General features: G+C 65.4%; 16 protein-coding genes. 8 read left to right on the plus strand and 8 right to left on the minus strand.

Features of this window, described 5'->3' with window-relative positions; translation table 11 throughout:
* Positions 1 to 53: 53 nt before the first annotated feature.
* Entirely contained in the window at positions 54 to 950 is an 897-nt protein-coding gene (locus tag CXZ10_RS03820; protein WP_101287598.1) for an AraC family transcriptional regulator, read from the plus strand.
* A gap of 11 nt (positions 951 to 961) precedes the next feature.
* Here CXZ10_RS03820 and CXZ10_RS03825 read toward each other — a convergent pair whose 3' ends face one another.
* Positions 962 to 1,843, minus strand: a complete 882-nt coding sequence (locus CXZ10_RS03825) for a LysR family transcriptional regulator (protein ID WP_210199835.1) — start codon at positions 1,841 to 1,843, stop codon at positions 962 to 964.
* A 148-nt stretch (positions 1,844 to 1,991) separates the two neighbouring features.
* Here CXZ10_RS03825 and CXZ10_RS03830 point away from each other — a divergent pair, with 148 nt between their 5' ends.
* Both CXZ10_RS03830 and CXZ10_RS03835 read left to right on the plus strand, forming a co-directional pair.
* Positions 1,992 to 3,188, plus strand: coding sequence for an MFS transporter (locus CXZ10_RS03830; RefSeq protein ID WP_101287600.1), 1,197 nt, complete (start codon positions 1,992 to 1,994; stop codon positions 3,186 to 3,188).
* Between the two features lie 156 nt (positions 3,189 to 3,344).
* Complete coding sequence (locus CXZ10_RS03835; RefSeq protein ID WP_101287601.1) at positions 3,345 to 5,282, plus strand: beta-N-acetylhexosaminidase; 1,938 nt, start codon at positions 3,345 to 3,347, stop codon at positions 5,280 to 5,282.
* A gap of 4 nt (positions 5,283 to 5,286) precedes the next feature.
* Here the strand turns inward: CXZ10_RS03835 and CXZ10_RS03840 are convergent, their stop codons facing one another.
* The gene (locus CXZ10_RS03840; protein ID WP_101287602.1) at positions 5,287 to 5,778 is read right to left on the minus strand and encodes a GNAT family N-acetyltransferase; all 492 of its coding nucleotides are present in this window, start codon (positions 5,776 to 5,778) and stop codon (positions 5,287 to 5,289) included.
* Between the two features lie 119 nt (positions 5,779 to 5,897).
* On the opposite strand from CXZ10_RS03840, the gene CXZ10_RS03845 reads away from it, so the two are divergent.
* Positions 5,898 to 7,289 (plus strand): SLC13 family permease, encoded by a 1,392-nt coding sequence (locus CXZ10_RS03845; RefSeq protein WP_101287603.1) that lies wholly within the window; start codon positions 5,898 to 5,900, stop codon positions 7,287 to 7,289.
* Between the two features lie 85 nt (positions 7,290 to 7,374).
* A complete protein-coding gene (locus CXZ10_RS03850; protein ID WP_210199836.1) occupies positions 7,375 to 8,511 on the plus strand; it encodes a PQQ-dependent sugar dehydrogenase in 1,137 nt (378 codons plus the stop codon).
* On the opposite strand, the gene CXZ10_RS03855 is transcribed toward CXZ10_RS03850, so the two are convergent.
* The 6 genes from CXZ10_RS03855 to CXZ10_RS03880 all read right to left on the minus strand — a co-directional run bounded on the left by CXZ10_RS03855 (position 8,498) and on the right by CXZ10_RS03880 (position 14,555).
* Positions 8,498 to 9,577 carry an ABC transporter ATP-binding protein gene (locus CXZ10_RS03855; RefSeq protein ID WP_101287604.1) on the minus strand — a complete coding sequence of 360 codons (1,080 nt, stop codon included), beginning with the start codon at positions 9,575 to 9,577 and terminating at the stop codon, positions 8,498 to 8,500. The genes CXZ10_RS03850 and CXZ10_RS03855 overlap by 14 nt on opposite strands.
* Positions 9,574 to 10,488, minus strand: coding sequence for a carbohydrate kinase family protein (locus CXZ10_RS03860; protein ID WP_101287605.1), 915 nt, complete (start codon positions 10,486 to 10,488; stop codon positions 9,574 to 9,576). The genes CXZ10_RS03855 and CXZ10_RS03860 overlap by 4 nt, the downstream gene beginning before the upstream one ends.
* Positions 10,489 to 11,499 carry an SIS domain-containing protein gene (locus CXZ10_RS03865; RefSeq protein WP_101287606.1) on the minus strand — a complete coding sequence of 337 codons (1,011 nt, stop codon included), beginning with the start codon at positions 11,497 to 11,499 and terminating at the stop codon, positions 10,489 to 10,491.
* A 17-nt stretch (positions 11,500 to 11,516) separates the two neighbouring features.
* Positions 11,517 to 12,362 carry a carbohydrate ABC transporter permease gene (locus tag CXZ10_RS03870; protein ID WP_101287607.1) on the minus strand — a complete coding sequence of 282 codons (846 nt, stop codon included), beginning with the start codon at positions 12,360 to 12,362 and terminating at the stop codon, positions 11,517 to 11,519.
* Positions 12,362 to 13,246 carry a carbohydrate ABC transporter permease gene (locus CXZ10_RS03875; RefSeq protein ID WP_101287608.1) on the minus strand — a complete coding sequence of 295 codons (885 nt, stop codon included), beginning with the start codon at positions 13,244 to 13,246 and terminating at the stop codon, positions 12,362 to 12,364. The genes CXZ10_RS03870 and CXZ10_RS03875 overlap by 1 nt, the downstream gene beginning before the upstream one ends.
* A gap of 70 nt (positions 13,247 to 13,316) precedes the next feature.
* Positions 13,317 to 14,555: an extracellular solute-binding protein gene (locus CXZ10_RS03880; protein ID WP_101287609.1), complete on the minus strand. Its 1,239-nt coding sequence runs from the start codon at positions 14,553 to 14,555 to the stop codon at positions 13,317 to 13,319.
* Positions 14,556 to 14,773: 218 nt separating this feature from the next.
* Between CXZ10_RS03880 and CXZ10_RS03885 the strand changes: the two genes are divergently transcribed.
* The 3 genes from CXZ10_RS03885 (at position 14,774) to CXZ10_RS03895 (ending at position 17,840) form a co-directional block, all read left to right on the plus strand.
* Entirely contained in the window at positions 14,774 to 15,982 is a 1,209-nt protein-coding gene (locus CXZ10_RS03885) for an ROK family transcriptional regulator (protein ID WP_101287610.1), read from the plus strand.
* A 139-nt stretch (positions 15,983 to 16,121) separates the two neighbouring features.
* Positions 16,122 to 16,886 carry an ABC transporter substrate-binding protein gene (locus tag CXZ10_RS03890; RefSeq protein ID WP_101288351.1) on the plus strand — a complete coding sequence of 255 codons (765 nt, stop codon included), beginning with the start codon at positions 16,122 to 16,124 and terminating at the stop codon, positions 16,884 to 16,886.
* A 159-nt stretch (positions 16,887 to 17,045) separates the two neighbouring features.
* Positions 17,046 to 17,840, plus strand: a complete 795-nt coding sequence (locus CXZ10_RS03895; protein WP_101287611.1) for a dimethylarginine dimethylaminohydrolase family protein — start codon at positions 17,046 to 17,048, stop codon at positions 17,838 to 17,840.
* Positions 17,841 to 17,843 lie beyond the last annotated feature (3 nt).

Consider the following 17,843-nt stretch of genomic DNA (forward strand, 5'->3'; position numbering starts at 1 on the left):
GTGAATAGCGGGAACGATGGACATCATGGAGGATCCTCTGATAGCATCGGGGCATGACGGAGGATGGAGAACAGCGGATCAAGGAGGGCTTTCCGGGGCAGCGGTCGATCGTGCTGCCGCGCCCGGTGGTCTCCGGCTGGCTTGAAGGACGGCCACTGATCGAGCTTCTGCCTAGCGACGTCGGCCATTATCCGCGTGCCCAGTGGCACTTCGTTGAGCGGCCGGAGGGCATTTCCCAGTCTGTCCTGATCTATTGCACCGACGGCTGTGGCTGGGCGCGGGTCGGCGATATCAGCCTGCGCGTCCGCCCCGGTCAGGCGCTGGTGGCACCGGCCGGCGTGCCGCATGCCTATGGTGCCGATGCCGAGGATCCATGGACGATCTACTGGGTTCACCTCGACGGCGCCAAGGTGGCGCTGCTGCCAGAGCTGCTCGAACTCGATCCGGAAGAGCCACTGCTGCATCCGGGGCGCGATCCGGCCATCCCCACACTGTTCGAGAAGATGCTGTCGATCCTTGGCAGCGGCTATACGCCGGACAATCTGTTGTCGGCGTCCATGGCGCTCGGCCAACTCGTCACCCACCTCGTCGTGCTGCGCCATCGCTCGCCCAACCGCGATGACAATCTCGACCAGCGCATCCGCCGGGTCATCGACGTGATGCAGAACAACTTTGGCAGGTCGCTGAAGGTCGACGATCTGGCGCGCGAGGCGAACCTGTCGTCGTCGCATCTGGCGGCGGTGTTCAAGAAGCGCACCGGCTTCACGGTGCTCGATTTCTTCATTCGCCTGAAGATCCAGCGCGCTTGCTTCCTGCTCGACACCACGGACCAGTCGGTGAAGGCTATCGCTGCCGATCTCGGTTTCGACGATCCCCTTTATTTCTCCCGCTGTTTCCGGCGGGTGCATGACAGTTCGCCGACGCAATACAGGGCGCTACGCAAGGGATGATGCCGAACTGGCTATGCCGGGAAGCGTTGCCTCAGATAGTCGGACAACTCACCGACGAACAGCGACAGCAGGCGGAACTGGGATCGGCTGACCGGATGGATGGCATAGAAGGACGCCGGATCCGGCTCGAAGTCATCGAGCACCGTGACCAGACGGCCTTGCTCGAGATGCTCTCGAACTTCCCAGAACGATTTCTGGGTCAGTCCCATCCCGGCCAACGCCCAGACCACCGGCAGCTCCGAGTTGGAAGTCGCCAATCGGGCTGATACCCGCACGATCTTTGCAGCCTCGCCACGACCGAACCGCCAGTCGGCGTGGAAGTGACCGCCACTATTGAAGACAAGGCAGGCATGGGCATCCAAATCCTCGGGGGAGAACGGGGAGCCATGTCGGCTGAGATAGTCCGGGCTGGCGACAACGACCCGTCGGATCGAGACCAGGAAGCGACCCGTAAACTCGGATTCCACGGCGGGGCCGCCGCGGATGGCCAGGTCGAAGCCTTCGCCGATGATATCGACGTAGCGGTCTTCAAGAAGGAGCTGGAGGCGCACATCGGGGTAGCGGGCGGCGAACTCGCCGACAAAGGGAGCGATCCAGCGGCGACCAATCGGAAATGGCGCGGAAATCCGTAAGGTCCCCTGCGGAATGGACGACAGGTCGCGAATGCGCGTCTCAAGCGTCTCGATGGCTGCGAGGATCGGCTGCATTTCCGCGAGATAAAGCCGGCCGGCCTCCGTCAGCGATTGGCGTCGCGTGGTCCGGGCGATCAATCGCGCCCCCAGCCGATTTTCAAGGTTGGCCAGGCGGTCTCCCACCACGGATACGGCCAGCCCGAGGTGCCGCGCCGCCGCCGAGAGGCTGCCGTGCCGCACGACGGCGGCCAGCACGGCCATTTCCAGATCTGCCCGCATCGTAGTTTCCGGATTTTCCGAAAGGTCCTTCCGAGATCATATGTTTATCGACGGTGAAATCAAACCTAGGTTGGTCGTGATAGATCGACTCCGGGACCGTCCCGCGAGATCGCTAGCTCGATTGGTCCCCATGCATATTGCCGCCAAGCCCTCCCTGTTTTCCGCCGCGACGATCGCCGAGTTCGCACTGGCCATCGGCGCCTTTGCCATCGGCACCGGTGAGTTTGCCGCCATGGGCTTTCTGCCCGATGTCGCCAACGGCTGGCAGGTAACGGTGCCGGAGGCCGGCAGGATCATCAGTGCCTATGCGCTCGGTGTGGTCGTCGGGGCGCCGCTGATCGCCGTCGTCGGTGCCCGGCTGTCCCGACGCGTTCTTCTGCTCATCCTGATGGGAGTTTTTGCCCTGGGAAATCTCGCCAGCGCCATGTCGCCCAGCTTTCCCAGTCTGGTGATTCTGCGGTTTGTTACGGCTTTGCCGCATGGCGCCTATTTTGGCGTGGCGGCGCTGGTGGCGGCCGGGATGGCTGGGCCTGACGGGCGAGCCCGTGCCATCGGCCGCGTCATGCTCGGCCTGACGGTGGCGACGCTTGCCGGTACGCCGCTCGCCACATGGGCCGGGCAGATGCTCGGCTGGCGCGTCGCTTTTGCCGTTGTCGGGGTGCTCGGCCTGACGACAGTGGCGCTGGTTGCCGTTTGCGTCCCGCGCGATCGGCCTCAACCCGGTGCCAGTCCGCTGCGGGAGCTGGGCGCGCTGCGCGAGGTGCAGGTCTGGCTGACGCTGGCCATCGGCGCCACAGGCTTCGGCGGCATGTTCGCGGTCTTCAGCTACATTACCCCGACGCTGGTCAACGTGTCGCACATTCCCGAAAGTGCCGTGCCCTTCGTGCTCAGCGTCTTCGGCGCCGGCATGATCGCCGGCAACATCTTTGGGCCGAAGCTGGCCGACCGGGCGCTGTTGCCGACGATCGCCGGCCTGCTCGCCTGGAACGTGCTGGTCCTCGTGCTGTTCACCGTAGCGGTGCGGCAGCCGGTGACGGCGGTGGCCGTGGTCTTCCTCATCGGTACTGGATTTGCGGTGGTGCCGACGCTTCAAACCCGCCTGATGGACGTGGGCAAGGACGCGCAGACCCTGGCGGCCGCGCTCAACCACTCCGCCTTCAACATCGCCAACGCCCTCGGTGCCTGGCTCGGTGGCGTTTCGATCGCCGCCGGCTACGGTTGGGCCTCGACGGGGTGGGTCGGCGCGTTGCTCGGTCTGGTCGGCTCGGCCGTGTTCGTCGTCTCGCTGCTTCTCGACAGGAAAGGTATCAATGCGTCGGGATCGTAGCCTTTCCACCTTGGTCGACTTTTCATACCCTTGAAGACGCGTGATCTTGCTTCTTGGTCAATGGTACTGCCAACGTCGTTCCGACGATCCGTCGGGTGCGTCGCACGGCGAGCGCGACGGCTCCGGCGTGGCTTAGGACGCGGGGGAGGAACTCTGATGACCGACCAGCAACGGGCGCCCGGCGTTCCCGACCAATCATGCTTTCACGTCGATTGCCTCTGGCGGCCGTTGGCAGGTGATCCTGCCGGCCGGTTTATTTTCGAGCTCTGCAACACCGGCAGTGACCCGATCTCCGGCTTTCGCCTCGCCTTCACCACGTTGCGCTTCGTCGAGCGCGACCCGGCTGCCGAGAACGTGCGTCTCTTGGATCGACGGGGCTATTTCCATGACGTTGCGCCGCCGGAAGGCTTTCGCCTGGCGTCGGGTGACAGATGGTGCTTCTCGCTCGGCGGCATCACCGGTGAGCCGCAGCACCGGAGCGAGGGGATCGTCTCGGCCTATGTGACGTTGGCCGATGGCAGCCGGAAACCCGTCACGGTCGGCGATCTCCGGCGCGAACCATCCGGGGAGAAACGTGCCTCCGGCGCGGTCGCGGTGCAACCGTTCGCGCTCACGCCCTGGCCGGCCGAGGTCGCACTCGTGCCGGCGGACCGGTTGCCCGGCTATCTGGCACCGGCCGACGGTGCGACGGCCGATGAACTGTCGGCGGTATCCGGCGCAATGGCGCTGTTCCGTCGCCTGTTTCCGATCGAACCCGCACCTTTTTCGCTGATGGCGTTGCCGGGTGATGGGCTGTTGCGCTTTGCCACCGACGCGGCGCTGGGTCGGGAGGACTATCGTCTGGATTTCCAGGTCGACGAAATCCTCGTCACAACGGCAGACGCCGCCGGCCGGCAGTATGCATTGACGGCGCTCGGCCAGCTTTTGCGCGGAGCGCGCACCGGCGCCGGGTTCTGCTTTCCGGGAGAAGGCCATGTCATTGATAGGCCGCGCTTTTCCTGGCGTGGATGCCATCTCGACACGGCCCGCCGCTTCTTCCCCGTGGGCGATCTCGCCCGCTTTCTCGACTGTCTTGCCTATCTCCGTCTCAATGTCTTCCATTGGCACCTGACCGACGATGAGGCTTGGCGGCTCGAAATCGGCGGCTATCCGCAACTGACCTCCGTTGGGTCAGTACGCGGGCCCGACGCGGCATTGCCGCCGCAGCTCGGCGATGGCCTGGAGGTGAGCGGCGGTTTTTATGGCCATGCCGACGTGCGGGCCTTGGTCGCCCACGCCCGCCGCCTCAACATCGAGATCGTGCCGGAGGTCGATATTCCCGGTCACAGCACTGCCGCGCTTGCCGCCCTGCCGGCGCTTGCCGATCCGGGCGAGCCCGCCGACGCCTATGCCTCGGTTCAGGGGTTTGCCAACAACGCCCTCAACCCGGCCGTGGATCTCACCTGGAGCATGTTGGAGGCGGTGTTCGATGATCTCGCGGCCCTGTTCCCTTCGTCACACCTGCATGTCGGTGGCGACGAGGTCGCGCATGGCGCATGGCTACAATCGCCTCTCGCTGTCCGGTTGATGGCCGATCTCGGCATCAACGATCCGGAGGCGCTACAGTCGCATTTCATGCGTCGGGTACAGGCGATGCTGGCCGAACGGGGCCGGAAACTGGCCGGCTGGAACGAGGTCGGCAATGGCGCCGGCGTCGAGACGGCGGGAACGCTTCTCACCGTCTGGCAGAAGGCGACGATCGGTGCCGGTCTCGCCCGGCGTGGCTATGGCATCGTCATGGCACCGGCCGAGGCCTATTATCTGGACATCGCCCATTCCGAGGGGTGGGACGAAGTCGGCATGAGCTGGGCGGGCGCCACTTCGCTGGAAACGGCCTATGCATACGAGGTGGGAGACGACATTCCCTCCGATCTGCTGCCGCGCCTCAAGGGCATCCAGGCTTGTCTCTGGACCGAACTCATCGACAGCCGCGCCCATTTCAATCACTTGGTGTTCCCGCGTCTCGCTGCCGTCGCCGAGGCGGGGTGGACGCCGGCTGCGGCCAAGGATTGGTCGCGGTTTCAGGGACTGATCCGCTTCTGCCCGAGCTTTTGAGAGTCTATTCGGTCGGTGCGTGGACCAGCGGATCCAGCAGGCCGGTGTAGACGCTGCCGTCCGAATCCGGGATCGGGATGGCGCCGACGGTGCGGGCGTAGAAATCGACCGGTCCGGCCCAGCCGATGGCGGCGTAGCCGTAGCCGCGTTCGCGCATGGCAAGCAGCGTCCTGAGAAGCAGGGCCTTGCCGATGCCGAGGCCGCGCGCTGCCTCGTCCACGCCGGTCGGACCGAAGAAGCCGAGTGCAATGGCGTCGTAGCAGGCAAAGCCCAGGAGCTTGCCGTCCCGTACGGCGATCAGGCAGGCATTGGGATCGCGCGCAAAGGCGACCTGCGCCTCGCTCACCCAACCGGGGCTGAAACGGGGGGCGATCCAGGTGCGGACGGTGTCGAGTTCTGGCGCCAGCGCCCGCCGGATGACGATGCCACCTTCCTTCAGCCGGCGATCGAGATCCACATCGGGTTCGACGTCATAGAGTTTTACGAGAAGATCCATTTTAAAACCTGCCTGGCGAACTTTCCCCTCGGGCGTCACACTAACGCCAAGGCCAGGCTTCGGATAGGCTGCGGTGGCACCCGCAGAATCGGCCCGCGCAAACAGCCAAGAGCCCATTCATGATCAGTCCCCAGGCGTTCACCGTTCGCCACCTCATTCTTGCGGCGGTTCTCCTGCTTGCCGCCGCCATTGCTCTGTGGTCGCCGGCAACTCTCGGACCGACGGGTGGCGTCACGCTCGCCATCGTTCTCGTCACGCTCGGGCTCTGGGCGACCGCGCTGGTGCCGGGCTATTTCGCCAGCCTGCTGCTCTTTTCGTCGGTACTGATCGCCGGTCTGCAACCGGCGCCGCTGGTCTTCTCGGGTTTTGCCTCGGCGGCGGTGTGGCTGATCATCTCCGGTTTCGTCATCGGCGCCGCCGTCAACGCGACGGGCCTCGACGGCCGGCTTGCCGGTGTCATCGCGCCGTTTCTGACGCGGAGCTACCCGCGCCTCATCGGCGGCCTGATGCTCGCCTCGATGATCCTCGGCTTCCTGATGCCGTCGTCGGTGGGGCGCGCGGTGGTGATGGTGCCGATCGGCATGGCGCTGGCAGATCGATGCGGCTTTGCGAAAGGGTCGAACGGCCGCATCGGCATCGCCGCCATCCTGGCCATCGGCTGCAACATGCCAAGCTTCGCCATTCTGCCGTCCAATATCCCGAACATGGTTCTGGCCGGCTCGGCTGAAACCATCCTCGGCATTCATTTCACCTACACGGACTATCTGCTGCTGCACTATCCCGTGCTGGGCATCGTCAAGTCCACTCTCACCGTGGCCCTGGTGCTCGCGTTGTTCCCGGCCCAGGTTGGCGATCCGCTTGGTACGGTGGCGGTTTCGGCTGCGACCGGCAAGTCGGGGCAGGGCAAGGTGATCGGCATCCTCATTCTGACGCTGATCTTCTGGATGACCGACAGCCTGCATGGCATCAACTCGGCATGGATCGGCCTCGGCGCTGCCGTGCTGCTGCTTGCCCCGGGCATCGATGTCGTGGGGCCGCAGGCCTTTCGGCAATCGATCGACTTTGGCCTGTTGCTGTTCGTGGCCGGCGCCTTGGCGCTTGGCGCGCTGGTAGGCGCCTCCGGCCTCGGTAGCAGGCTCGGTGCCTTTCTCACCTCGGTGTTGCCTTTGGCGCCAGGAAACGACGCCGCCAACTTCTTCTCGCTGACGTTCCTGTCCTTCGTCACGAGCATGTTCACGACGGTCCCGAGCGCGCCGGCGGTGCTGACGCCGATGACTGGTGACCTTGCGACTCTGACCGGCTACGGAGCCACGACTGTGCTGATGACCCAGGTGGTCGGCTTCTCCACCGTACTGTTTCCCTACCAAGTGGGACCGTTGGTGGTGGCGATGCAGCTGTCGGGCGAGAAGCTCGATCATCTCGTCAGGGTCACCGTGCCCCTGGCCTTGATCACGCTCGTCGTTCTGGTGCCGATCGATTTCCTGTGGTGGAAGCTGCTTGGCTGGCTGTGACCGCCCTTCTCTTGAGAATGGTTCGCGGCTCCCCAAATCTCCTGGAGGCGCCGGCTTGGCCGGCTTATCCCAGGGAGATGCCGACATGCCCGCCATGTTCCGCCCGTTCACCTTTGCTGCGGCCGTTGCCGCGCTTGCTTCGCCGGCCATCGCCGAGCCGGAGAATGCCGGTCGCACCGAGGCCACCTCGGAACAGCCCTTTCAGGCGCAGACGGTGGCCCGCTTCGATCTGCCGTGGGCGATCGCCATCATCGACGCAGATCGGCTGATCGTCACCACCAAGCCGGGTGAGATGTTCCTGGTCGATCACCGAGGCGGCGATCCGGTGGAGGTGAGCGGCGTGCCGAAGGTCGAGCACGCAGGGCAGAACGGCCTGCTCGACGTGGCGCTCGCGCCGGACTTCACTCAAAGCCGTCGCATCTACTTTACCTATGTCGAGCCCGGTGAGGGCGGCAGTTCGCTGGTGCTTGCCCGGGCGACGCTGGCCGAACAGCAGGGCAAGGCGCAGCTCAGCGGCCTCGATGTGATCTGGCGGCAGATGCCGAAGGGCAAGGGCGGCCAGCCGGGCGGCATCATTGCCTTCGCGCCGGACGGCAAGTCGCTGTTCCTGACCTCGGGTGACCGCATGCGGCCGAAGACCGCCCAGGATCCCGATCTTGCACTCGGCAAGGTCTTACACCTGACGCTCGACGGCAAGCCCGCGCCGGGTAATCCCGACGCCGATGCGGGTGGCGCGCGTGCCGAAACCTGGACCACCGGTCACCGTAATCCGTATGGCTTGGCCTTCGCGCCCGACGGCCGCCTCTGGCTTCACGAAATGGGCCCGAGAGGAGGCGATGAACTCAACCTCATTGAGCCGGGCGTCAACTACGGCTGGCCGGAGGTCTCTTACGGCGACAACTACAACGGTACACCCATACCCAAGCCGCCGACGCGTCCCGAGTTCCGGGAGCCGGCGCTGTATTGGACGCCGGTGATCGCGCCGGCCGGCCTGGCGTTCTATGAGGGAGACCTGTTTCCCGCCTGGAAGGGATCGGCCTTGATCGGCGGTCTGAAGACCCAGACGCTATCGCGCGTGACCATCGCCGGGACCAGCGCACACGAGGAGGAGCGCTTCGCCATGGAGGGGCGCATCCGCGATGTGGCCGTCGCTTCGGACGGCGCAGTGTGGGTGATCGAAGACGAGAGCCCCGGCCGCCTGCTGCGTCTCAGTCCGCGTTGAGGCGCCGACCACTTTCGGCATCGAAGAGATGCAGCGCATCGGTATCGAGCAACAGCGTGACGTCGGCGCCGGGAGCTGCCCGCGTGCGCGGCGACAGGGTGGCGACGAGACGCTGGGTGCCGATGCTACCCGACAGGATCAGTTCGGGGCCGGTGAGTTCGACCACCTCGCAGCGCAGGGTCAGCGGCAGGCCGCCCTCGGCTTCTGTGCGGAAGCACTCGGGACGAATGCCGAGTTTGATGTTCCTGTCGCGCGGCAGAGACGCAAGGAGGGCGGCGGGAAGCGGGATGACGGTATCGCTGCCGGTGACCTGCAGGCCTCGGTCGATGGCGAGAACGTCGAGCAGGTTCATCGGCGGCGCGCCGACGAAGGTCGCCACGTAGAGCGTGGCCGGTCGATTGTAGATCTCCTCGGGCGTGCCGAGCTGCTCGATCTGGCCGTTACGCATCACGGCGATGCGGGTGGCGAGCGTCATCGCCTCGATCTGGTCGTGGGTCACGTAGACCACGGTGGTCTTCATCATCTGATGCAGGCGCTTCAGCTCGGTGCGCATCTCCATGCGGAGCTTGGCATCAAGGTTCGATAGCGGCTCGTCGAACAGGAACAGCTTGGGATTGCGCACCAAGGCACGGCCGATGGCGACACGCTGACGCTGCCCGCCGGACAGCTGGCTCGGCCGGCGGTCGAGGAGAGGCTCGATCTGCAGGAGGCGCGCCGCCTCGAGCACGGCCTTCTTGCGCTCGGCAACCGGCACCTTCCGCATTTCGAGGCCGAAGCCGATGTTCCGGCGCACCGACAGGTTCGGATAGAGCGCATAGGACTGGAACACCATGGCGATGTCGCGGTCCTTCGGATGAACGCCAATCAGAGAGCGGTCGTTGAGACGGATGTCGCCGCCGGTCGGTTCGGCAAGGCCGGCGATGATGTTGAGCAGCGTCGACTTGCCACAGCCCGACGCGCCGAGCAGCACCAGGAACTCGCCGCTCTCAAGCGAGATGTCGATGCCTTTCAGCGTTTCGACGTCGCCGAAGGACTTGCGGATGTTGTCGACGACGAGGGCACTCATGAACGGGACTCCGGCGGGGCGTAGCGGCGGGGATAGGTGGAGACGGCGAGCGAGGCGGTGGCCGTTCCCGCCGCGAGGCTTTCTTCGAGCGACTTTCCAGCGGCCAGCGCTGCCAGGAAGCCGGCGTTGAACACGTCGCCGGCGCCGATGGTATCGATGACCCTGATCTTCGGTGCGCCAACCTCGACAAGGCCGGCATCCGATGCGGCCAGCGCGCCATGCGGCCCGCGCTTGACGACGGCGATCGCCCCTTTTGGCATCAGGTCGAGCATGGCCCGGGCGGCGTCGCGCACGTCCTCGCGGCCGGTGATCGACGTGGTTTCCACCTCGTTGAACAGAGCGATGGCAGAGCGGGCGAGCCAGCCCTTGGCCGCCGCAATGACCTCCGGCGTCCAGCCGGCCGGCGGCCAGCCGGTGTCCAAGGCGACGCGGATACCGAAACGGTCGGCCCAATCGTAGAGTTGGTCATACTCATCGGCCAGACGTGGCATCAGGAAGGGCCCGGCGAACAGCGCGTAGCCGTCGCGATGGGCATCGCCGTCGAGGGTGGCCAGCACGTCGGCGGCACCGTAATGCGGCAGGTGGCCGAGCGTCGTGAAGAAGGTACGCTCGCCGTCGGGATGGGTGATGCCGACGGAGATGGTGGTGTTCTCCGCGTGCACGCGCCAGCGTTTGGACTGGTCGCCGAACTCCTCCGCCAGCCAGGCGCCAAAGCGATCGCTGCCGATGCTGGCCGCCAGCGTGAAGGGCACGCCGAGCGCCTTCAGCGCCAGCGCCGAGTTGCCGGCGCAGCCACCAACTCGCAACTCGTCATGGTCGACGATGATCTCGGTTCCCGGCTGAGGCCAGGGCGCGGCCGGTCCCAGGATGAGGTCGACGTTGACGTTTCCGATGACGGCGATCGGCTTCACTTACTCGCTCCGGGTGATCTTGTTCGAGCGGACGGGCGTGCCGGCGTTCTCAACGCGCTCGGCGGCGAAGGCGACCATCAGCGTCTGGGCGGCCGGCAGCAGCGCAAAGACGGCGGCCATGCCGCTGGCCGGCCTGACGGCGATGGTGGCGGCGCCGGGCACCGGCTGCTCGCCGGATGCATCGAAGATCACCACCGGTGCGCCGGCGGCGAGGATCTCGCCGGCCATGCCGGCAATCAGCGGCGACGTCGGATCCTTGGCGCGGAACAGCACGGCGCCGATCTCCGGCGACAGCATTTCCATCGGACCGTGGCGAAGCTGGCCGCCCTCATGCGAGAAGCAGGGCCGGCGCGACAATTCGGTGAAGCCCAAGGCGATGGCCTCGGCCACGCCCTGCAGGCTGCGGCCGGAGGTCACGACGTTGCGGACGCTCTTCAGGGCGACCAGCGCCGACGATACGTCGGGGGTCTCCGGGGTCCTCAACACGGTGAGCGCCGGCTCCGGATCGGCACCGAGGGCCGAGAGAATGGCAAGATGCAGCGCGAAGGTCAGCGTCAGGCTGCGCGTCGCCGCAAAGGCAAGTTCCGACCCGCCGGCGGCGACCAGCGCTGGGGCAGCTTTGCCGAGGAAGGAACCGCCCTCGAGCGTCAGCGCGAAGGTGTCGGCAGTGCCGCCCGTCTCCTTGAACCAGCGCACGACCTCGACGCTTTCGCCTGACTGCGAGGTGACAAAGATCGTGCGATCCTTGATCGGCAGGGGGGCGGCAAGTTGTTCGGACACCGGCAGCGACACGGCGTCGACGCCGAGGGCGCGATAGTGGGGCTCGACGGCGCGGGCGACGGCATGCGAGCCACCCATGCCGAGCATCAGGAGGCGCCCAGTCTTCTTGAGCGAGGCGGCGGCGCGGGCGGCGACGTCGCGGTTCTGCTCGAAGGAGGCGAGGGCGTCGGCGTGCTGGCGCGCCATCTCGCGGTCGATGGCGAGGAGGCTTTCGGGACGGGGAGCGGTCATCTTGTTGTCCTTTCGGTTCAGCCCTTGACGCCGCCGGAGGTGAGGCCGGAGATCAGCGCCCGCTGCATGACGAGGCCGACGACAACCGGCGGCAGCGCGGCGAGCACGCCCGCCGTGGCGATCAGGCCGTAGTCGGAGACGCGGCCGCCGGCAAGGTCGGCAATGGCAACGGTCAGCGTCTTGGCCCGCTGGTCGGAGGTGAACAGCAGCGCGTAGAAGAACTCGTCCCAGCCGAGCAGGAAAGCGAACAGGGCCGAAGTGGCCACCACGGGCAGGGCCAGCGGCAACGTGATGATCCTGAGCGTCTGCCACAGGCTGGCGCCGTCGATGACCGCCGCCTGCTCGATCTCGCGCGGGATGCCGTCGAAGCCGGACTTCATCAGCCAGGTGGTGAAGGGGGCGAGGATGGTGAGGTAGACGAGCGCCAGGCCGAACACGTTGTTGAGCAGGCCGAAGTTCGCCAGCGCCATGTAGAGCGGCACGGCCAGCGCCACCGGTGGCAGCATATAGGTGGCGATGACCAGCGACAGCGACCACCCGACGGACGGGGTGCGCGACACGGCCCAGCCGGCCGGAACGGCCAGCGCCACGGCGGCGGTCGTTGCCATGCCCGCCACCATCAGCGAGTTGCGGAGGCTGGCCACGAAGGCGGCACCGGCGCTGTTCTCCAGCGTGGAAAGGAGGGTGGCGTAGCGCGAGAAGTCCATGGTCTCCGGCCACCACCTGAGCGGCTTGGCAGCGAGATCGGCAGCCGGTGAGATGCTCATCACGAACAGCCAGACGAGCGGCATCAGGATGACGGCGGCAAGCAGCAACGCCGCGACATGCAGGAACAGGCGGAAGAGCGGGTTCTGGCGTTCCATCAGGTCGCACTCCCCGCGACCTTCTTCACGATTGTGCCGTAGGCGATGGCCAGCACGGTGATGATCAGCGTGACGATGAGGGCAAGGGAGGCTCCCGATCCTGCGCGCTGGAAGGAAAAGGCTTCCTGGTAGACGAGGATGGACATGGTGCGCGTCGAGTTGGCAGGACCGCCGCGCGTCATCACCCAGACGATGTCGAACACCTTGAAAGCCTCGATGGTACGGAGCACCAGCGCCACCATCAGCGGACCGGCGAGATAGGGCAGCGTCACGAAGCGGAAGCGGTTGAAGGCGTTGGCGCCGTCGACGAAGGAGGCGGCGATGACGTCGCGAGGCACCGCCTGCAGGGCGGCGAGCGCGATCATTGCGACGAGCGGGAAATTCTTCCAGCAGTCGGCGACGATCAGCGCCGTCAAGGCGCTGCCGGGTTCGCCGAGCCAAGACCGATACTCGGAGAGAAAGCCGAGCTGGGTGAGCGCCGCGTTGAGGGCGCCGTATTCGGGATTGTAGATCAGCCGCCACAGGGTGGCGTTGACGACGGTCGGCAAAGCCCAGGGCAGGATCAGCAAGGCGCGTAACAGCGTGCGTCCATAGAACTGTTGGTTCAAGAGCAGCGCCGCGAGCACGCCGAGCACCATTTCAGTTGTCACGACGACAACGGCAAAGAAGGTCGTCGTGAAGAGCGTGCGACCGAATGCGTTGCCGGTGACGAGGCGGACATAGTTGTCGAAGCCCACGTAGCTGCCGGAGGTGCCGACCAGCTTGGCGTCGGTGAAGGAGAGATGCACGGTGTCGGCCAGCGGCCAGCCGATGACGGCCACCATGACGATGAGGAGCGGCAGCATGAGTAGCCACGCCCGGGTGGTGATCCAGGTGCCGGACATGCGGTGTCCTCGTCGGATAACTGTAAAGCAGGAGACCGGGCGCCCAGAGGCGCCCGGCATGATCAGGTGCTCAGAGGCCGCTGTTTTCCGCGGCGGTCTTCAGGGCATCTTCCGGGCTCGACTGGCCGAGCAGGGCCTCCTGGATCGCCTGCTGAAGGGCGACGGAGATCTCCTGGTACTTCGGCGTGGTCGGGCGCGGATACATGGCGGCGAGGCCGACCTTGGCGGCGGCGATCAGTTCTTCCTGCCCCTTGGTCACGGCCGGATCCTCATAGGACGAGGCCCAGATCGGCAGGCTGAGCTTGGCATAGGCGTTCTGCGTCGCCTGCGAGGTCATGAAGACGATGTACTTCCAGGCTTCGTCCGGGTGCTTGCTGACCGAGGTAATGCCGAGGCCCATCGAGCCGTTGACGGCGGACGCCTCGCTCTTGCCGGCGACGCCCGGTGCCGGCACGACGCCGACCTTGCCGGCGACCTTCGAGTCTTTCGGGTCGTTGGCCATGTTGTACATGTAGGTCCAGTTGAGGGCGAAGGCGGCATCGCCGTTCTGGAACACCTTGCGGACGTCTTCCTCCAGGAACTCCTTGGAGTTCGGGTTGGTGACGCCGGAGGTATATGTATCGACCATGTACTTCAGCGCGTCGAGGCCGCCACCCGACTGGAAGGCCGGCTTGCCGTCCTTCAGGAAGTCGCCGCCGAAAGCGCTGACCAGCGTGGTGTAGTCGCAGATGGCCGCTTCAGCCTGCGCCCAGCTCCAGGCGATCGGCGTGGCGAGGATGCCCTTGTCCTTGATGATCTTGGCATCGGCAGCCAGCTCTTCCCAAGTCTTGGGCGGGTTGGCAATGCCGGCCTTCTCAAGAATTTCCTTGTTGTAGAACAGGTACTTGGTGTCGAGAATCCAGGGCATGCCATAGAACTTCTCGTCATACTTCACGGTGGTCCAGGCGCCGGGCAGCACGCCCTTCTTCATATCCTCGGTGATCTTGGAGGAGACGTCGACCAGCACGTTGTTGGCGGCGAACTCGGCCGGCCAGATCACGTCGAACAGCACGACATCATAGGCGTTGCCGGCGCCTTGGGCGAGCACCGTCTTGTCATGCAGCCCCTCGTAGGGCACGAACTCGAGATTGACCTTGATGTCGGGATTGGCCTTGGTGAAGGCCTCGGTCATGGCGCGCACGTCGGCCTCGCTATAGGCGGCCTGGGCCATGAACAGCGCGTTGATCTGGGTCTCGGCGAAAGCCGGAAGGGAAAGCGGCGCTGTCAGAAGCGTCGCGGAGAGGAGTGTCCTGCCGAAAAACCTGTTCATTATGGGCTCCCTTTGGTCAGTGACTACGCGGAAGGGATCGCGGCGGCACTCTGCCGCCACGACCGGTCGTCTGGTGGCCCAACGGGCCGGTGGCATGGAGCGTCGTCACACCTTTCGGGCGGACTAGCGTTCCCCGGAACTCTTCGGTTCCTTATTAAGTCAAATTGCTTGACTTATTCGTGGGCGAAATATCAACTGCTGTCAAGATGGATTTGGGCATGAACGAACAGCGGCCGATCCGCGCCAAGAGCGGCGCCAACCACGAGGGAACCAGCGCTCACAACCGGCGCGTCATCATCGACGCGCTGCGGGTGAATGGCGCCCTGTCACGCGCCGACCTAGCGCGCGCCACCGGCCTCACCAAACAGGCGGTGTCCAACCTCGTCGAGACGCTGGAGAATGAAGGCCTCATTGCCTCCGAGGAACTGGTGCGCAAGGGACGGGGCCAGCCATCGACGCCTTACCGGCTCGTGGCAGACGGCGCCTATTCCATCGGGCTTCAGATCGATCGCCACGTCAGCCGGGCGATCGTCGTTGACCTCGTCGGCAACATTCTGGCACGCGCCACCGCCGAGGTGCCGCCGCGGGCGCCGGAGGAGGGCATCGGGGTGCTGCTCGATCTGCTCGCCGACGTGAGGCGCGACTTCGCCATGAACCGGCCGGAGGCCGAGGCGCGCATCGCCGGCATCGGCGTCGCCATGCCCGGCCCGTTTGGGGTCGAAATCGCCGATGACAGCCTGTGGCTGATGCAGGCCTGGCAAAGCTTTCCGTTGGTTGACCGGCTGGCTGCCGGCACCGGCCTTGCCGTCAGCCTGCAGAACGACGCTGCCGCCTGTGCGACGGCCGAGCGAATGGTGGGCGCCGCCCATGGCCTTGACCATGCCGTCTGCATCTATGTCGGTTACGGCATCGGCGCCGGGCTGATCCTGGGCGGCGAACTCTACAGCGGCGCCAAGGGCAACGCCGGCGAAATCGGCATGGTGCTGTTCGGCCAGCCGGAGAACCTCGTGCCTCTGGAGCATCGCGCCTCCATCGCCTCGCTTTATGCGATGCTGGACATCGAACCGGCCGATCCGCAGCAGTTCGACAAGCTGGAACGGCTCGTCCTGGAAGACGACCGGCGCGTTGGCGAGTGGATTGAACGGGCGGGGCATGATCTGAGGCTCGCTGTCCATACGGCCGAAACGCTGTTCGACCCGCAGACCGTCATCCTGTCGAGCGGAGTTCCCGGCTCGTTGATGCCGAGGTTGATCGCGGCCATCGAACCCTTGCGCCCCTCGCTGGTCCCGACGGCTGGCCGGAGCGTTCCGCGGCTGCGGCTCGGCATGACCGATCCCTGGGCGGTGGCCATCGGCGCCGCCGCGGACCCCATCCGACGCGCCTTCGATCCGAGTTTCTCGGCGATCCTGAAGCGGCAGGGCGAATGATGGGGCGATGCCCCAACAAATTTCCTGACAGAGAATTGTCATCTCCTGCGATTTGCCGCTAATCTTTCAGCGTCACGGGCAAAGAGAAAAACCGGCCCACCGTAATGTCAGGGGAACAACCACAATGACCAGAAGCATCATGCGCGGGCTTGCCACCGCCGCGCTTCTCGCTGCCTCCGCTCTCGCCGTCCACGCCGAGGAGACGCTGAAGATCGGCACCGAGGGCGCCTATCCACCCTTCAACTATGTGGATACCGATGGATCCATCAAAGGCTTCGACGTCGAGATCGGCCTTGCCCTCTGCGAGAAGATGAAGGTCAAGTGCGAGGTGGTCGCCCAGGACTGGGATGGCATCATCCCGGCGCTTCTCGCCAAGAAGTACGACATGATCATCGCCTCGATGTTCATCACCGAGGAACGCAAGAAGGTCGTCGACTTCACCAAGCCCTATTACAAGGCGGCGATGACTCACGTCGTTCCCAAGGACAGCGACATCACCGAGTTCTCCGACGCGGCGCTGTCCGGCAAGATCATCGGCGCGCAGGCGGGCACGACGCAGGCCGAGTATGCCGAGAAGACTTACCCGAGCGCCACGTTGAAGACCTATCCGACGCAGGACGAGGCCAATCTCGATCTGGCGGCTGGACGCCTCGACCTGCAGGTCGGCGATTTCCTGCCGATGTTCGACTGGGTGGCCAAGGAGGCCGGCGCCTGCTGCAAATTGGCAGGCGAGCCGATCACCGATCCGGCCTTCGTCGGCGAGGGCGTCGGCATTGCCGTCCGAAAGGAAGATGGCGCGCTCAAGGAGGCCATCAACAAGGCGATCGACGAAGTGGTGGCCGACGGTACCTACAAGACGATCAACGACAAGTATTTCAAGATCAACCTCTACTCGCTGAAATGAGACATTGGCGGCGGCGTTCGCGCCGTCTCCAGCATATCCGTGCCGGTCGGGCTCGTTTCCGGCCGGCATCCGTCTTCTCACGAAGGACAATGCCCCTTCCGGTTGTTGCACCCTGACGGACGGTTCGTCTATGACAGCGCTTTCCATCAAGGTGTCCGAATGGCCAGCTCTCTTCCCGTCTATCGTTTTGATTCCTTCATCGTGCGCACGCCGTCGTCTTCAGTGGTGAACGGCCTCCGCGCCGATGACCGTGGCAACCCGACGCACGCAGGCGTCCTCACCGAGCACGCCGCCTATATTCATGCGGTCAGCCAGGCCGGCGTCGAAGTGACGGTGCTGCCGCCGCTCGAAGCCTTTCCCGATTCCATTTTCGTCGAGGATCCGGCGCTGGTGTTCCCCGAGGGCGCCATCCTGCTGCGTCCGGGCGCCGCGACGCGCGCCGGGGAGACCGCCGAGATCGCGCCGGTGCTGAAGCGGCTGTTCTCGACCGTGCTCGACCTGCCGCGCGGCTTCGCCGACGGTGGCGACGTGCTGACGACGCAGAAGAGCGTGATGATCGGCCTGTCGGCCCGCACCAATCGCGAAGGCGCCGAGGCGCTGATCGAGTGTCTCGCCAAGCTCGGCCGCAAGGGCGAAATCGTCGAGACGCCCAAGGATGTCCTGCACTTCAAGACCGATTGCTCGCTTCTCGACGAGGAGACGGTGCTGACCACCGAGCGTCTGGAGCGTTCGGGGGTGTTCAAGGGTTTCAAGACGCTGCTGGTGCCGGCCGGCGAGGAAGCGGCTGCCAACGCCCTGCGCGTCAACGACGTGGTGTTCGTCGGCTCGGATTATCCGCGTACCGGCGAACTGCTGGCCTCGCACGGCTACAAGGTGGTGCCGCTCAAGACGACGGAGATCGGCAAGATCGACGCCGGCCTCTCCTGCATGTCGCTGCGCTGGCGGCGCGGCTGAGCC

The organism is Pleomorphomonas diazotrophica, from assembly GCF_002844595.1.
Taxonomy (GTDB): Bacteria; Pseudomonadota; Alphaproteobacteria; order Rhizobiales; family Pleomorphomonadaceae; genus Pleomorphomonas; species Pleomorphomonas diazotrophica.

Coding starts and splice junctions, on each gene's coding strand:
- CXZ10_RS03820 (WP_101287598.1), top strand. CDS start 54: ATGACGGAGGATGGAGAACAGCGGATCAAGGAGGGCTTTCCGGGGCAG.
- CXZ10_RS03825 (WP_210199835.1), bottom strand. CDS start 1,843: ATGGCCGTGCTGGCCGCCGTCGTGCGGCACGGCAGCCTCTCGGCGGCG.
- CXZ10_RS03830 (WP_101287600.1), top strand. CDS start 1,992: ATGCATATTGCCGCCAAGCCCTCCCTGTTTTCCGCCGCGACGATCGCC.
- CXZ10_RS03835 (WP_101287601.1), top strand. CDS start 3,345: ATGACCGACCAGCAACGGGCGCCCGGCGTTCCCGACCAATCATGCTTT.
- CXZ10_RS03840 (WP_101287602.1), bottom strand. CDS start 5,778: ATGGATCTTCTCGTAAAACTCTATGACGTCGAACCCGATGTGGATCTC.
- CXZ10_RS03845 (WP_101287603.1), top strand. CDS start 5,898: ATGATCAGTCCCCAGGCGTTCACCGTTCGCCACCTCATTCTTGCGGCG.
- CXZ10_RS03850 (WP_210199836.1), top strand. CDS start 7,375: ATGCCCGCCATGTTCCGCCCGTTCACCTTTGCTGCGGCCGTTGCCGCG.
- CXZ10_RS03855 (WP_101287604.1), bottom strand. CDS start 9,577: ATGAGTGCCCTCGTCGTCGACAACATCCGCAAGTCCTTCGGCGACGTC.
- CXZ10_RS03865 (WP_101287606.1), bottom strand. CDS start 11,499: ATGACCGCTCCCCGTCCCGAAAGCCTCCTCGCCATCGACCGCGAGATG.
- CXZ10_RS03870 (WP_101287607.1), bottom strand. CDS start 12,362: ATGGAACGCCAGAACCCGCTCTTCCGCCTGTTCCTGCATGTCGCGGCG.
- CXZ10_RS03875 (WP_101287608.1), bottom strand. CDS start 13,246: ATGTCCGGCACCTGGATCACCACCCGGGCGTGGCTACTCATGCTGCCG.
- CXZ10_RS03880 (WP_101287609.1), bottom strand. CDS start 14,555: ATGAACAGGTTTTTCGGCAGGACACTCCTCTCCGCGACGCTTCTGACA.
- CXZ10_RS03885 (WP_101287610.1), top strand. CDS start 14,774: ATGAACGAACAGCGGCCGATCCGCGCCAAGAGCGGCGCCAACCACGAG.
- CXZ10_RS03890 (WP_101288351.1), top strand. CDS start 16,122: ATGCGCGGGCTTGCCACCGCCGCGCTTCTCGCTGCCTCCGCTCTCGCC.
- CXZ10_RS03895 (WP_101287611.1), top strand. CDS start 17,046: ATGGCCAGCTCTCTTCCCGTCTATCGTTTTGATTCCTTCATCGTGCGC.